The sequence below is a fragment of the Lentzea rhizosphaerae genome (assembly GCF_042649515.1).
In the GTDB taxonomy this organism is placed as follows: domain Bacteria; phylum Actinomycetota; class Actinomycetes; order Mycobacteriales; family Pseudonocardiaceae; genus Lentzea; species Lentzea aerocolonigenes.
This window is the reverse complement of the sequence record NZ_JBHRZI010000052.1, coordinates 1-12,755: the sequence shown is the minus strand read 5'-3', so window position 1 is coordinate 12,755 and position 12,755 is coordinate 1. Positions and strand designations below refer to the sequence as shown.

Sequence of the window (12,755 nt, the reverse complement as noted above, 5' to 3'; positions counted from 1 at the left end):
CTGCGCCTCGAACCAGGGACTCCGGGCCCGAGCTGACCGGCACTTTCGGCTCAGCCGAGGGGCTGTCGAAGGTGGGCGCGGGCATGGCGGCGAAGGTTTTCCGTTGTACGACGGCGGGGTAGACGAAATGCATGGTTACTGGACAGGACGGCGAGTCACGACGGGACACCTCGGCGTTCGAAGAACCGGTGACCGGTTTGGGTGATCTGGCCGGGTTGCGACTGGGATGAGGTGACTGACCGGTCACCGGGTCAGCACCACCTTGAGCGCACCGGTGTCGACGGCGTTCTCGAACACCTGGTACGCCTGCTCCATCTCGTCGAGCGCGAAGCGGTGCGAGATGAAGCGCTCGCCGTCGATCCGGCCCGCCGCGACCATCCGCAGCAAGGTGGGCGTCGAGGCGGTGTCCACCAGCCCGGTGGTGATGGTGACGTTGCGGATCCAGAGGTTCTCCAGGTGCAGCGTGGCGGGTTTGCCGTGCACGCCGACGTTCGCGACGTGCCCGCCGGGGCGCACGAGCTTCGCGCACAGCTCGAAGGTCTCCGGCACGCCGACCGCCTCGATCGCCACGTCCGCGCCGAGACCACCGGTCAGCTCGCCGACGATCCGCTCGGCCTCCTCCGGGGTGGCCGCGGTGACGTCCGCACCGAACTGCTTCGCGGCGTCCAACCGGGAGGCCGCGAGGTCGACCGCGACGACGTGGCTCGGGCTGTACAGCTGGGCGGTCTGGATCGCGGCGAGGCCGATCGGCCCGGCGCCCACGATCACGACCGTGTCCGCCGGCTTGACCTGTCCGTTGAGGACGCCCACCTCGTAGGAGGTCGGCAGGATGTCAGCCAGCACAACCGCGGCGGTGTCGGTGACGTCGTCGGGCAGCAGGTGCGTCGAGGTGTCCGCGAAGGGCACGCGCACGTACTCCGCCTGCACGCCGTCGGTCGTGTGGCCGAGGATCCAGCCACCGCCGCCCAGGCACTGGCCGTAGCTACCGACGCGGCAGTACTGGCAACGGCCGCACGACGTGATGCACGAGATCAGCACCCGGTCACCCGGCTTCACACCGGTGACCGAGGCGCCCACCTGCTCCACGACGCCGACCGCCTCGTGGCCGAGGATGCGGCCGTGCTCGACCTCGGGCACGTCGCCTTTGAGGATGTGCAGGTCGGTGCCGCAGATCGTCACCGCGGTGACGCGGACGATCGCGTCGGTGGGTTCCTTGATCTCCGGCTTGGGCACGTCTTCCCACGCGCGCTTGCCGGGACCGTGGTAGACCAGCGCCTTCATCGGGGTTCCTCCTCGTCGGTTCGTCGTTTCCCAGGCTTCTCGGGCCGGGAGGCGCGGCGCAGAGCCCGTGGTCCCGCGCGGCGGGGGACCTTCGAATCTCCTGTGCCACGACGTGGTGGGCCTAGCGTCGAGGTAGACGGACGTGGGAGACGGCATGGAGGCAGGGCGGATCGGAGAACCAGGACGGGCAGGACTGGTGTCCGCGCTCGTCGCGGTGCTGATGATCGTGTCGTCGGTGGCGGGACTGTGGATTCCGGGCCTGTACCAGGATCCGCTCGAGGTCGGCGCGATGCTGCGTGCGTACGACCTGGTCACGCTGGCTCTGGCGGCGCCGCTGCTGGTGGGCTCCCTGGTGATGTCGCGCCGTGGATCCGTTGGTGCGCAACTGATCTGGCTCGGCGTGCTGATGTACTCGGTCTACAACTACGCCATCTACGTCTTCGGGTCCGCGTTCAACGACGTGTTCCTGGTGCACGTGACCGTCCTGCCCCTGTCGATCGCCGCCGCGGTGCTCCTGCTGCTGAACCTGGACGCCGACGAGGTACGCGGGAGGTTCCGGCCAGGTACGCCGGTGCGCTCGATCAGCGTGGCGTTACTGCTGGTCGGACTGGGCCTCGCGGGAATGTGGGTGTTCCACTCGCTCCGCTTCGCTTTCACCGGGGCGCCGCCGGGGGAGAGCGAACTGGTGCTTCCGATGCAGGCGGTGCACCTCGCGTACGCATTGGACTTGGCGTTGTTCGTGCCGGCGTGTGTGCTGGCCTCCGTTTTGTTGTGGCGCCGCAACTGCTGGGGATACGTGCTCGCGCCGGCGGTACTCGTGTTCGGCGCGCTGTACCAGGTGAACTACATGGTGGCGCTGGTGTTCCAGGCTGAGGCCGGGGTGCCGGGAGCGCCGGGATTCGATCCGGCCGAGCCGTTCATCGCCGGGGTGTTCCTGGTCGCAGTGGTGATCATGGGCGTCAGCATGCGGCCGGCCCGTGTCTCTGTGACGAAGTGAGTGAGGTGGCGAAGATGAAGCAAGCGCTCGTCGTGTTCGAGTCGATGTTCGGCAACACCGAGCTGGTCGCCGAGGCGGTCGCCGAGGGCCTGCGGAGCGGGATGGCTGTCGACGTCGTCGAGGTCGGTTCGGCCCCGCCCGTGCTCGGCGACGAGGTCGAGCTCCTGGTGGTCGGCGGTCCGACGCACGCCTTCAGCATGAGCAGGCCGGGCACGCGGGCCGACGCTGCCAAGCAGGGGGCTGACGCACAGGTGGCGGCCGGTACTGGTCTGCGTGAATGGGTGGACCAGGTCGGCAAGGGCTCGGCACGCCCTGCGGTGGTCGCGTTCGACACGAAGGTCAAGCGACCGAGGCTGCCCGGTTCCGCCGCCCGCGCCGCCCTCACGCGGCTACGGCGAGCAGGCTTCCGGGCACTGGAGCCGGCGGAGAACTTCTACGTCGACGGGACGAAGGGCCCGTTGGTGGACGGCGAGCTCGACCGAGCCCGGAACTGGGGCACCAAGTGCGCCGCCGAGATGGTGTGACGGTGGTCTTGTCTTCGCGCATCGTGATCGCCGGCGGGGACTGAGCGGCCTCAGCCTCGCCACGCCCCTCGCGGTGGCGCCTGTACCTCGCCGCTGCGGCGCGGCGCGTCAACTCCTGATGCCGCCGGTCTCCGCTTTGTGCTTCACCGTTCGCAGCACGGCACGGCTGATGACCGACAACGCCGGTGTGCTGATCCGCCAGTAGCGGCGGAAGTTCAGCCATGCCCGGGGGTCGGTGAGCGTCACCCGGATTTCGGAGGACACCAGCGTGCGGCGTTCACCGTAGGGGTGTGCAGTGAACGACCAGACGACCTTGCCGTAGCCGGGCTCGGTGAAGTCGGGGAAGTCGCGTGGTTCGCACGGAACCCACTTCACCACCGGTCGCCAGAACTTGCCCACCGCGCCGAGCGCGATCTCCTGGCCGGGGTTCTCGCCGAGGATCATCCAGTCCGTACCGGCATCGAGGTCGTTCCACGTCAACCTGGTGCGCTCGCGAGCGCCACCCTCGCTGCGAGCACGCCACCGCTCCGGCACGTCGCGGAACCACACGGCGAACGCCGCGAGCCCACCGCGCAGTTCGGTGAGGTCCAGCTCGCGCAACGACTTCCACGTGGTGGTGGGATCCGCGTCCACGAGCAGGTGGTCGGTGCGACCGAACTCAGGCCTGGGCGCGAACCGGTCGGCGAGGAGCGGGGACGGCGACTCGGCCATGGTGTTCCTCCAGAACCGGTTGGTGCACCACGAGAACGGGGCACAGCGCGTGGTGAAGTGCTGCCGTGCCTGACGGTACCGCTCTCCTGTGTGTCACCGGAACCGACGATGATCAGTTCCGTGTCGGTGCACCGGGCGATCGCCTTGTGCGGGCGAACCCGACAGCGCGACCGCGATGGCCGAGCGGCTCGGAACCGAACGCGGCGACACCGCTGTGGTGATGGCGAGCGGGTGTTGATCTGAAGTGTGGGCCCTGCTAGCGGTGCGACACACCGCTGGCAGGCGCGTGCTCGTCGGACTCCATCAGCAGTTCGGAGACGGGGCGGCGTGGTGTGGCAGGCACGGGCGTGCTGTAGCCGAGGCGCAGCACCGTCTGTGGCACGAGCATGCCGCCGAGTGCACGTCGCAGGTCTTCGCGCACCCGCCGGACCTCGACCGGCTGGGACAGGAACGACGCGGACAGCCCGCGGGTGGCCGCGGTGAGCAGGACCCTCTGCATCGCCTGTCCTGCCTGCAGGTCACCGAGCGGGCCGTCGTAGAACGAGCAGAGAACGACCACGAGGGGGTCGGACTCGTAGTCCTTGCCCGGCTGGCGTTCGGGGCCCTGGAAGTCGCGGAACGTCCACTCGTCCTGCATCTCCGGGCGCACGCCCGCCGATGCTGGTGGAACGCCGTCCGTGGCGCCAGGCCGATGGCCGGTGAATGCCGCCAGCTCCGCCTGCACGCCCTCGTCACCGAGCTGGATCTGGTGGGCCTCCTGGACGAACCGCTTGAGCTGCGCCCGTTCCTGTGGTGTCGTGACGACGTGCAGCCATGAGCGTTCCAGTTCCGCCGCGCGCACCAGCGCGTGGCGCTGGCGGGGGTCGACGGGTGATTCGAGGAACGGGTTGCGGTTGGTGCGGCGCCGGGGCACCGCATTGAGCAGCGCGCGGTGCTCGTCGTCGATCTTGATCGTGCCGCCGCGGCGCACCACGGCGAGCGCTCCGGGCGCGTCGAGGCCGGGCAGCAGCGAGACCAGTGGGCGCACTCCCGTGCTCTGCAGGGCCAGCCGCAGGTTGAACAGGGCCGCGCCGCAGGACAGCCGCAGTTCGCGGTCTTCCGGGTCGCTTGCCGTCAGTTTGCGGCTGGGGTCCGGGTGCAGTTCGATGCGGTCGCGCCGGACCCGGAAGCGCCAGGGCTGGGTGTTGTGCACGGACGGAGCGAGCGAGGCGGCCGTGAGCGCGCGCTCGATCTGTTCGGGCCCCAGCCCCAGAGCCGCCGCTACGTGAGCCATGTCTTTCACTCCGTCGTGTTGCCAGGTCCAACCTCTTGTAACTCCACTGTGCGTGTTGCTGCCGGATGGCCCCACCATCGAAGGTCCCGACGTGACCGGGACAGCTCGGCGGCGCCGCACCCGCGTGAAAAGCTTGATCCACGGGTGGACAGGAGGAGTCCCCGGCGCGGATCTTGCTGGGTCGACAACGGCCTGGGCATGCCGCCCGAGGTCGCCCGCAGCGGCCTGCGCAACCTCGAGCAGCGTGCGACCGCACTCAACGGTGCTCTCATCGTCGCCGACGAGCCGGATGGCGGCACGCGGGTGACGTGGCGGGTTCCGCTGGACTGAGCCTCACCCGGTCTCGTTGTCGTGGGTGGGCTTGTTGCGCAGCTGTGAGGAGAGCACGGCGGCCTGGGTGCGGCGTTCGAGGCCGAGCTTCGCGAGCAGGTGCGAGACGTAGTTCTTCACGGTCTTCTCCGCGAGGAACATCTTCTCCGCGATCTGCCGGTTCGTCAGGCCGTCGCCGATGTAGTCGAACACCGTTCGTTCCTGCTCGGTGAGCGCGCGCACCGGATCGCCCTGCTCGCGTTCCCTGCGGATGCGGTTGAGCAGTGCCGCTGTGGAGCGGGCGTCCAAAAGGGACTGTCCGGCCGCGACGGTCTTCACCGCGGAGGTGAGGTCGGTGCCGAGGATGCGCTTGAGCACGAACCCGGACGCGCCGGCCATGATGGCATCGAACAGTGCCTCGTCGTCGGTGAACGACGTCAGCATCAGGACGTTCAGCTCGGGCATGCGTGAGCGCAGCTCGCGGCAGAGCTCGATGCCGTTGCCGTCGGGCAGCCGCACGTCCAGCACCGCCACGTCCGGCTTGGTCGCCGGGACCATCGTGAGCGCCTCGGTCACCGACGACGCCTCGCCGACGACTTCCAGGTCGGGGGAGGCGCTCAGCAGTTCCCTGATCCCGACCCGGACGACCTCGTGATCGTCCACCAGAAACACCCGCGACACCACGTGCAACCACCTCTCCTTGATCGTTCCGCGTTCACGATCTCTCGGCTGACAAGCGCCACAGAGAGCCCAATGACCCAGTCATCGGGAATCGAGGGTCCTGTGCACCCGGTCGAACTCCTCGGTGTCGATCTCACCTCTGGCCAGCCGCTCCTCCAGTATGCGGGTCGCGGAGCCGATCTGCGGGGCGAGCGGGTGCCGGCGCAGCAGCACGACGACCAGGGCCACGAGCCCGCCCCAGAACAACACCGTGGTCAGCGCCATCATCGCGAACCCGCACGGTGCGGAGAGTCCAAGTGCCTCCTCCAGGCGGGTACGTCCGCTCTGTCCGCGTCGCGTGGTGCGGCGGAATCGTCGGGGCATGCGTTGGAACCCAGCAGAGGCTGCGGAAATCATCGATGCGGCCGGCAAGGCGCCTGTGTACAGCGAGGACCGGCCGTGGGCGCTGGAGCTGCACAACAGGTCGGTCTACCTCTTCGCGAGGGGCCACCCGTCGGAGCACGACCCGCTCGGTTTCGACCGGCTGCTCTCGTGTGGCGCGGCACTGGAGAACGTCGTTCTCGCCATCCGGCACGGCGGATGGCACCCGCACGTCGTGTTCCCGACCGATCAGGCCAGTCCCGACCTGCTCGCCGTCGTCCGTGCGGACCGCCGCGAGCCACCGGACCCGCAGGACATCGACCTGCACCGGGCCATCCGTCTTGCCGAGGCGTCCGGTGAAGGTGACGCCCGTGCACTCGGGTGGGCGAACCACTGGGCGGGGACCGAGCTGCGCGCCCTCGGCGAGCACGAGCTCGTCGTGATCACCACCGATGACCGGCGACCCGACCACGTCCGCGGTGGCGCGGCGCTGCAGGCCGCGGTGCTCGCCGGGCGCAGTGCCGGTGTGGCGGTGCGTCCGGTGGTGCACCTGGTGCACCGGCGCGAGTGGCGGGCGGGACTGATCGAACGGCACGAGCTCGCCGGCTTCCCGCAGGCCCTGGCGATCGTCGGTGCCAAGGGCCCGGCCGGCACGGGACCAAGGACAGCGTCCGCCGGCCGTTCCGGTTCCTAGCGTTGATCGCAGAGAGGAGTTCCGCCATGCGCGCTCGCGACATCATGACCAGCCCGGTGATCACTGTGACAGCGGCCGTGCCGCTCAAGGGCGCGGCCGCGCTGATGGTCTCGCACGGGTTCACCGCGCTTCCCGTCGTGGACGGCGACAAGCGCCTCGTCGGCATCGTGACCGAAGCCGACCTGGTGCGCGGCAAGTACCTCGAAGACGGTCATGCCGTGGTCTCCGACGTGATGACCACCCCGGCCGTGTCGATGGACGCCGCCGCACCCGCCGAGATGCTGGCCCGCGTCATGATCGACGACCGCAGGCGGTGTGTCCCGATCGTCGACGGCTCGGCCGTGATCGGTGTCGTCACCCGCCGCGATCTGGTACGCGTGCTCGCGAGGGCCGACACGGCGGTGACGGCGGAAGTCCAGCGCGTGCTCGACTTGTACGGCGGCGGTCGCAAGTGGACGGTCACGGTCAACGACGGCGAAGCCGTGATCGACGCCGAGACCACCGACGAGGACACCGAACGGATCCTCGTCGCACTCGCCGACGCGGTGCCTGGAGTACTCCGCGCCCGCGTTCTGACTGGAGGACAACGATGAAAGCCCCATCCGCCCCGATCGTCGTCGGTGTCGACGGCTCCACCTCGGCCCTGACCGCCGTCACCTGGGCCGCGCAGGAGTGCGCCCGCCACAAGGCACCACTGCGCCTGGTGCACGCCTATGTCCTGCCGGCCCGTGGTTATCCCGGGATCATCCTCACCGGCAACGAGATCCGGCAGGCGATGGAGAACCTGGGCCGCGACAAGCTGGAGGAGGCCACCGCTGCGGCTCGGGCGGCGGCGCCGGACGTCGAGGTGACGACGGAGATCGTGTGCTGCGGCTCCACCGCGCTGCTGATCGAGGAGTCGAAGTCCGCACGCCTCGTCGTTGTCGGCTCGCAGGGTCTCGGCACGGTGACCGGCATGATCGTCGGATCGACCGCGCTTGCGTTGGCAGCGCATGGGAAGAGCCCGGTTGTCGTGGTGCGCGGCACGGCCGTCGCCGATGGCCCGGTGGTGGTCGGTGTCGACGGGTCGCCGACGAGCGAGGCGGCGCTGGCGTTCGCGTTCGAGACGGCGTCGATGCGCTCTGCTCCGCTCACCGTCGTGATGTGCTGGCAGGACTTCATGGTCGAGAGCGCGTACAGCGCCTCGCGGTTCACGGTGGACTGGGGTCAGGTGGAGGCCGATGAGCGAAGGCTGCTCTCGGAGCGCTTGGCGGGGTGGCAGGAGAAGTACCCGGACGTGCAGGTGCACCCGGTGGTCGTGCGTGATCGGCCTGTCCGGGCGTTGATGCGGTACGGGGCTGAGGCTCAGCTCGTGGTGGTGGGAAGCCACGGGCACGGAGGGTTCGCCGGCATGCTGCTCGGCTCGACGAGTCAGGCACTCGTCTACAACGCGCCGTGCCCGTTGGCGATCGTGCGGCCCGACTAGGCCGCGTTACCGGCCGACTTCCCCTTCGTCTTCGCGATGAAGGGGATGTCGGCGAACTGCAGCTCGATGCCGAGGTTGCGCAGCTCGTGGCTCAGCCGCAGCAGGCTCACCTGGGACAGAGTGAACAGCGTGTCGACGTGCCACGCGCGTCCAGCGATTGCCAGGACGACCCTGGTCGGGCGCTCGGTGACGTCCCGCGTGCTGTCGAGCACGCGGACCTTGCTCCGCAGCTGCTGCATCGCCTGCGGCTCGAAGTACTGCGCCCAGGCCGACACCTGTGCCTGCGTGTACAGGTGGCTCGCTGCCGTCGCACGACCGAGCCACTTGATGTGCACGATCTCGTCACCGGGGCCGAAGATGTCGCAGATCTCGAAGCCCCGCAGGTGCATCGGGGTGTAGGCGAGGCCACGGTCCATGCACAGGTAGCCGGGCTGCTTGGCCACCTTCTCGGCGAAGCGGTGCTCGTCGTCGCGCTCGCCGGTCGGTATCCACACCGGGAACGTGAGCGAACTCTTGTTCTCCAGCAGCGCGCGAACCTGCTCCTTGACGCGCGCGACCGCACCTTCGCCGATCTCGTACCACTTGCCCTGGTGCAGGGCGTAAGTCTTGCCCTCCACCACGGTCTGGAAAGCCACCCACTTGATCATGGAGATCGGCCGGGTGAGCGGTTCCGCTCCCAGTTCGTCCTCGCAGGGCGCGAGTCCTGCTTTCCGCAGCACTTCCAGCCGACGTGACGGGTCGACGTCTGCGAACGGTCCGACCAGCTCCTGGATCTCGAACCCCGGCTCCAACACCCGCGCGGCGGCCCGGCAGACCCGGCTCGACGCGAACGACTGGGCCTGCCCGATCTCCCGAATCGCAGAGGACGGCCAACAGACGCCCAGCGGCCCGAACTGGTCGTCGCCGCCGAGTGCTGCGGCGAACCGGTTCTCCAAGTCCGGCATCACCGGGTCGTTGGAGCTGACCGGACGGATCTCCACGATGTGGCGCAGAGGTGCGCCGGCGACGTCCTCATCGACGATCGCGCAGATCTTGCGCAGGTCGGCGATGAACGTCTCAGGTGTGCGGCCGAGCTGAATGTTCAGCGCCCGTCCTGCTCTGATGTTCCAAGTCCTGCCGTCGGTGGCGGTGTCGTAGGTCAGGCCGGCCAGGTCCGCCGGCCCCTCGATACCGGTGACGAGCTCACCTGCGGGCTCCAGCGGGAAGCCGGACAGCGAGCTGCCAGACGGGAACGAGACCTCCATGCCGCGTGCGGACACGTCGAGCAGATTGCTGCGGATCACGCGGACCTTGTCCGGGTCGATCCGCCTGATCCCGAAGTTCAGGCCGAAGTCGTCGTCGAGCAGCAGCTCGTCGAGCATGAACCGGCTCGACGCACCCCACGTGACGGCGCAGACCCACTCGTCGTCGATCTCGACGACGATGAGCGCGAACGGGGAGCTGCCCACGAGGTTCAGCTCGAGGTCCGTCACCCCGGTGAGGTGCCGCACCCAGTTCGGCTCGCGGCTGCTGCGAACGCCGGCGAGGACGAGGGTGCGGGTTCCAGCGATCAGGAGCTCGCCGTGGTACCTCAGGTCGACGCCCTCGACCTTCTTGAGGTACTCGCTGAGGTTCTCTTGCGTGTTGGGAAGGCGGTAGACCGTTGCGGCCCCGGAGGGAATTGCCCTTGCCAAAGTAGGAACTTCCTGTCGTTCAAGGGCGACGCGCAGGTGGCGGGTGCGCGTCACCGGACTGATTCGGGCTGCGCGGGGGAACGCGCGCAGCCGGACAGCCCGTGCGGCAGGCCTGTGACGGTCCGATGTGGACACATTGCGACGTCGAACGTTTGGACGACGACGTCACACGATCGTGACTGGTCCTGCGCGCCTGTGAAGCCCTAGACTCGGCGCGCGTTCTCCCGACTGGTTCTGGTTTCTGAGGCCAGGTTCTTGCCGGTGGAACATCACGCGGCCTCCTGCTGGAACAGGGGGTCGCGTTCGCACGTCCAGGGCAGGTAAGCCTTGGACGTGATCCAAGAGTGACACGTCTCGACGTGTGAACACGGCCACCGACACGCCCAAGACCCTTGAGCGGTCGGCGTCCGTCGCCAAGCGGCTAGCGGTGTTTGGCAGGACTGAACTTCGCGCCTATCAGGCCAATTCTGCGGAATGCTGACAGTAAGAACTGTCCACTTTCTTTCCGGATCGTGCTGACAACCTTGTCGAAGGCTGACTTATTGACAAAAAGTGGTCAATTTGAGGTATGGAATTCGCGCGGTGTTGCACAGAGTGACCGATCTGCTGCGCCTCGCTATGTGCGACGGCTGGTCGGACGACCGTTCGTCGCAGATGAGGCGTTTGACGCTCCGAGAGAGTTCGTCTGGATCAGCTCGGTTGTTACAGGCCGTTAGTCGACGCTTAGGCGGTGCGACGTGGAAAAACTGGGCGTCTGAAATCGATTTCTCGTGCCGCTCGACCCGGCCCAGTCGCTACCGGGTTGCCGTCGGAGGAATGACCACGACCGGACGCTCGGGCGTGCGCAGGCAATTCGCGGCAACGCCGTGCGAGAGGAGTCCGCGCACAGCGCCGCAGCCGCGCGTTGGGGGTTTGGTGGTAGCCGGGTTCGCCGGCGGCTTCGTGTCCGGATCGGCGACCACCGCGATTATGGCGCGCAAGTATCGGACCGTTGGCCCCTGGTGCGGTAGCGGTGAACCTGGCCACGCTCGCGCAGATCGTCGCGTCGTGAAGCTCGTTCTGGCCACGGTGGCCGGTGGACCGCGGTTCGCGCTCCGGCTCGCCGCGTGGCTCGTGCCCGTGGTCGTGGCGGTCGGACTGGGTATGGCCTGGTAGGCCGGGACGAAGGTCCCGAACGGCGCGGGACGGCGGGCACTCACCGGCCGCGGCGCTGACCGCGAGGCTGAAGTGCATGAGCGAGAACGAGTCCCGGCCCGTGGTGGTCGGAGTTGATGGATCACCCGCGTCGCAGGCCGCGTTGCGGTGGGCCGTGGAGGACGCCCGGAGGCGTGGCTGCGCAGTTGACGCGGTGTCTGCATGGCACGCCGACTACGGCGTGATGATCGGGCCGTTGCCCGCAGAGGTTTTCGCGGAGGTCACGCCGCAGGCGTTGAAGGCCGCTGCGCAGAAGGTCCTCGACCGGGCGGTGCAGGGGTTCGAGGGCGTGGAGATTCGCCGGATCCTCGTCGAGGGAGACCCTCGTGACGTGCTCTTCAACGCGTCAGAGAACGCGGCGCTGCTCGTGGTGGGCAACCGCGGACACAGCCGCCTCGTCGAGGCGATCCTCGGATCGGTCAGCGCCTACTGCGTCCACCACGCGTCGTGTCCGGTCGTGGTGGTCCGCGAGTTGAAGGTCGAGCAGGAACGTCCCGCCGCGGAGCCCGCTGTCTCGCTGACTCCCGGACCGTTGCTGTGAACGCGACGGCGCTGCTGACGGACGGCTCGGTCGTCACGGTGCGCGAGCTGGGACCGGACGACGTCTGCGCACTGCTCGAGTTGCACCGGGGCCTGCCGGTCGAGGACCAGTACCTCCGCTTCTTCAGCACGTCGCCCCATCAGCTGGAGGACTTCGTCGCGCGGATGGTCTCGCCGGACGCGCCCCGGCACGTGGTGCTCGGCGCGTTCCGCGAGGACCGGCTGCTGGGCGCGGCGAGCTACGTCGTGGTGCGCGAGACCGACTTCGCGGAGGTCGCGCTGGTCGTCTCGCACGCCGAACAGACTCACGGCGTCGGCACTCTGCTGTTGGAGCACCTCGTGTCGCTGGCGCGCGGCCGGGGCGTGCGCCGGTTCACCGCCGAGGTGCTCACGATCAACGGCCGGATGCTGCGCGTGTTCACCGACATGGGCCTGGTCACCTCGATCGTGCCCGACGGCGAGGTCGTCTACGTCGAGCTCGTGCTGGAACCCGGCGACAGGTACCTCGACGCCGTGGGTGAACGCGAGTCGGTCGCCGACGTCGCGAGCCTTCGCCACGTGCTGCGCCCTGCCTCGATCGCCGTCGTCGGCGCGGGCAGGTCGGCGGACTCCGTGGGGCACGCGGTGCTGCGCAACCTCGTGAAGGGCTGCTACACCGGCGACCTGTACGCGGTGAACCCGCACGCCAAGTCCGTGGCCGGCGTCGACTGCTACGGCTCGGTCAGCGAGCTGCCGGAAGCACCGGAACTCGCGGTGTTGTGCGTGCCCGCGAAGGCCGTCCCCACCGTCGCCGAGGAGTGCGGTCGCCGCGGAGTCCGGGCGCTGGTCGTCATCTCGTCCGGAGTGAACGCGGAGGACCTGCTGAAGGCGGTTCGCGCGCACGGCATGCGCCTGGTCGGTCCGAACTGCCTCGGGGTGTCGACGAGTTCGCCTGGTGTGCGGATGAACGCCACGTTTGCCGCCCAGCGCAGCCTCGCGGGCGGCATCGGGCTGGTCACCCAGTCCGGCGGGGTCGCGATCGGCGTGCAGGAGGAGCTGCGGCGGCTCGGCCTC

At 68.8% G+C, this 12,755-nt stretch carries 14 protein-coding genes; 8 read left to right on the top strand and 6 right to left on the bottom strand.

All coding sequences use genetic code 11. From position 1 onward, the window contains the following. Window positions 1-243 precede the first annotated feature (243 nt). Window positions 244-1,281: a zinc-dependent alcohol dehydrogenase family protein gene (locus tag ACFOWZ_RS43510; protein ID WP_382379852.1), complete on the bottom strand. Its 1,038-nt coding sequence runs from the start codon at window positions 1,279-1,281 to the stop codon at window positions 244-246. Window positions 1,282-1,435: 154 nt separating this feature from the next. On the opposite strand from ACFOWZ_RS43510, the gene ACFOWZ_RS43505 reads away from it, so the two are divergent. After that, window positions 1,436-2,278, top strand: a complete 843-nt coding sequence (locus ACFOWZ_RS43505; protein ID WP_382379851.1) for a hypothetical protein — start codon at window positions 1,436-1,438, stop codon at window positions 2,276-2,278. 14 nt (window positions 2,279-2,292) lie between these two features. Next, window positions 2,293-2,802 carry a flavodoxin family protein gene (locus ACFOWZ_RS43500; RefSeq protein ID WP_382379850.1) on the top strand — a complete coding sequence of 170 codons (510 nt, stop codon included), beginning with the start codon at window positions 2,293-2,295 and terminating at the stop codon, window positions 2,800-2,802. A 108-nt stretch (window positions 2,803-2,910) separates the two neighbouring features. Here ACFOWZ_RS43500 and ACFOWZ_RS43495 read toward each other — a convergent pair whose 3' ends face one another. Both ACFOWZ_RS43495 and ACFOWZ_RS43490 read right to left on the bottom strand, forming a co-directional pair. Next, on the bottom strand, window positions 2,911-3,513 hold the full coding sequence (locus ACFOWZ_RS43495) for a hypothetical protein (protein WP_382379849.1): 603 nt from the start codon (window positions 3,511-3,513) through the stop codon (window positions 2,911-2,913). 256 nt (window positions 3,514-3,769) lie between these two features. Further along, window positions 3,770-4,786, bottom strand: coding sequence for an Acg family FMN-binding oxidoreductase (locus ACFOWZ_RS43490; protein WP_382379848.1), 1,017 nt, complete (start codon window positions 4,784-4,786; stop codon window positions 3,770-3,772). 144 nt (window positions 4,787-4,930) lie between these two features. On the opposite strand from ACFOWZ_RS43490, the gene ACFOWZ_RS43485 reads away from it, so the two are divergent. Next, window positions 4,931-5,116: a hypothetical protein gene (locus ACFOWZ_RS43485; RefSeq protein ID WP_382379847.1), complete on the top strand. Its 186-nt coding sequence runs from the start codon at window positions 4,931-4,933 to the stop codon at window positions 5,114-5,116. 3 nt (window positions 5,117-5,119) lie between these two features. Here ACFOWZ_RS43485 and ACFOWZ_RS43480 read toward each other — a convergent pair whose 3' ends face one another. Continuing rightward, entirely contained in the window at window positions 5,120-5,779 is a 660-nt protein-coding gene (locus ACFOWZ_RS43480) for a response regulator (RefSeq protein WP_382379846.1), read from the bottom strand. Window positions 5,780-5,857: 78 nt separating this feature from the next. Continuing rightward, the gene (locus tag ACFOWZ_RS43475; RefSeq protein ID WP_382379845.1) at window positions 5,858-6,139 is read right to left on the bottom strand and encodes a hypothetical protein; all 282 of its coding nucleotides are present in this window, start codon (window positions 6,137-6,139) and stop codon (window positions 5,858-5,860) included. On the opposite strand from ACFOWZ_RS43475, the gene ACFOWZ_RS43470 reads away from it, so the two are divergent. The 3 genes from ACFOWZ_RS43470 to ACFOWZ_RS43460 are packed head-to-tail and all read left to right on the top strand — an operon-like array spanning window position 6,138 to window position 8,295. Then, entirely contained in the window at window positions 6,138-6,830 is a 693-nt protein-coding gene (locus ACFOWZ_RS43470) for a hypothetical protein (protein ID WP_382379844.1), read from the top strand. The two genes, ACFOWZ_RS43475 and ACFOWZ_RS43470, sit on opposite strands and share 2 nt — an antisense overlap. A 26-nt stretch (window positions 6,831-6,856) precedes the next feature. Beyond that, window positions 6,857-7,423 (top strand): CBS domain-containing protein, encoded by a 567-nt coding sequence (locus ACFOWZ_RS43465; RefSeq protein WP_382379843.1) that lies wholly within the window; start codon window positions 6,857-6,859, stop codon window positions 7,421-7,423. After that, complete coding sequence (locus ACFOWZ_RS43460; protein ID WP_382379842.1) at window positions 7,420-8,295, top strand: universal stress protein; 876 nt, start codon at window positions 7,420-7,422, stop codon at window positions 8,293-8,295. The genes ACFOWZ_RS43465 and ACFOWZ_RS43460 overlap by 4 nt, the downstream gene beginning before the upstream one ends. On the opposite strand, the gene ACFOWZ_RS43455 is transcribed toward ACFOWZ_RS43460, so the two are convergent. Beyond that, window positions 8,292-9,968, bottom strand: a complete 1,677-nt coding sequence (locus ACFOWZ_RS43455; RefSeq protein ID WP_382379841.1) for a TIGR04141 family sporadically distributed protein — start codon at window positions 9,966-9,968, stop codon at window positions 8,292-8,294. The genes ACFOWZ_RS43460 and ACFOWZ_RS43455 overlap by 4 nt on opposite strands. Window positions 9,969-11,199: 1,231 nt before the next feature. On the opposite strand from ACFOWZ_RS43455, the gene ACFOWZ_RS43450 reads away from it, so the two are divergent. Both ACFOWZ_RS43450 and ACFOWZ_RS43445 read left to right on the top strand, forming a co-directional pair. After that, window positions 11,200-11,703, top strand: coding sequence for a universal stress protein (locus tag ACFOWZ_RS43450; RefSeq protein ID WP_382379840.1), 504 nt, complete (start codon window positions 11,200-11,202; stop codon window positions 11,701-11,703). After that, window positions 11,700-12,755, top strand: a 1,056-nt coding sequence (locus ACFOWZ_RS43445) for a GNAT family N-acetyltransferase (RefSeq protein WP_382379839.1), incomplete at its 3' end; no start/stop codon positions are given. The genes ACFOWZ_RS43450 and ACFOWZ_RS43445, both read left to right, overlap by 4 nt.

Excerpts from the sequence above, each read along its gene's own strand:
- ACFOWZ_RS43510 (WP_382379852.1), bottom strand. The coding sequence starts at position 1,281 with ATGAAGGCGCTGGTCTACCACGGTCCCGGCAAGCGCGCGTGGGAAGAC.
- ACFOWZ_RS43505 (WP_382379851.1), top strand. The coding sequence starts at position 1,436 with ATGGAGGCAGGGCGGATCGGAGAACCAGGACGGGCAGGACTGGTGTCC.
- ACFOWZ_RS43500 (WP_382379850.1), top strand. The coding sequence starts at position 2,293 with ATGAAGCAAGCGCTCGTCGTGTTCGAGTCGATGTTCGGCAACACCGAG.
- ACFOWZ_RS43495 (WP_382379849.1), bottom strand. The coding sequence starts at position 3,513 with ATGGCCGAGTCGCCGTCCCCGCTCCTCGCCGACCGGTTCGCGCCCAGG.
- ACFOWZ_RS43490 (WP_382379848.1), bottom strand. The coding sequence starts at position 4,786 with ATGGCTCACGTAGCGGCGGCTCTGGGGCTGGGGCCCGAACAGATCGAG.
- ACFOWZ_RS43470 (WP_382379844.1), top strand. The coding sequence starts at position 6,138 with ATGCGTTGGAACCCAGCAGAGGCTGCGGAAATCATCGATGCGGCCGGC.
- ACFOWZ_RS43475 (WP_382379845.1), bottom strand. The coding sequence starts at position 6,139 with ATGCCCCGACGATTCCGCCGCACCACGCGACGCGGACAGAGCGGACGT.
- ACFOWZ_RS43465 (WP_382379843.1), top strand. The coding sequence starts at position 6,857 with ATGCGCGCTCGCGACATCATGACCAGCCCGGTGATCACTGTGACAGCG.
- ACFOWZ_RS43460 (WP_382379842.1), top strand. The coding sequence starts at position 7,420 with ATGAAAGCCCCATCCGCCCCGATCGTCGTCGGTGTCGACGGCTCCACC.
- ACFOWZ_RS43450 (WP_382379840.1), top strand. The coding sequence starts at position 11,200 with ATGAGCGAGAACGAGTCCCGGCCCGTGGTGGTCGGAGTTGATGGATCA.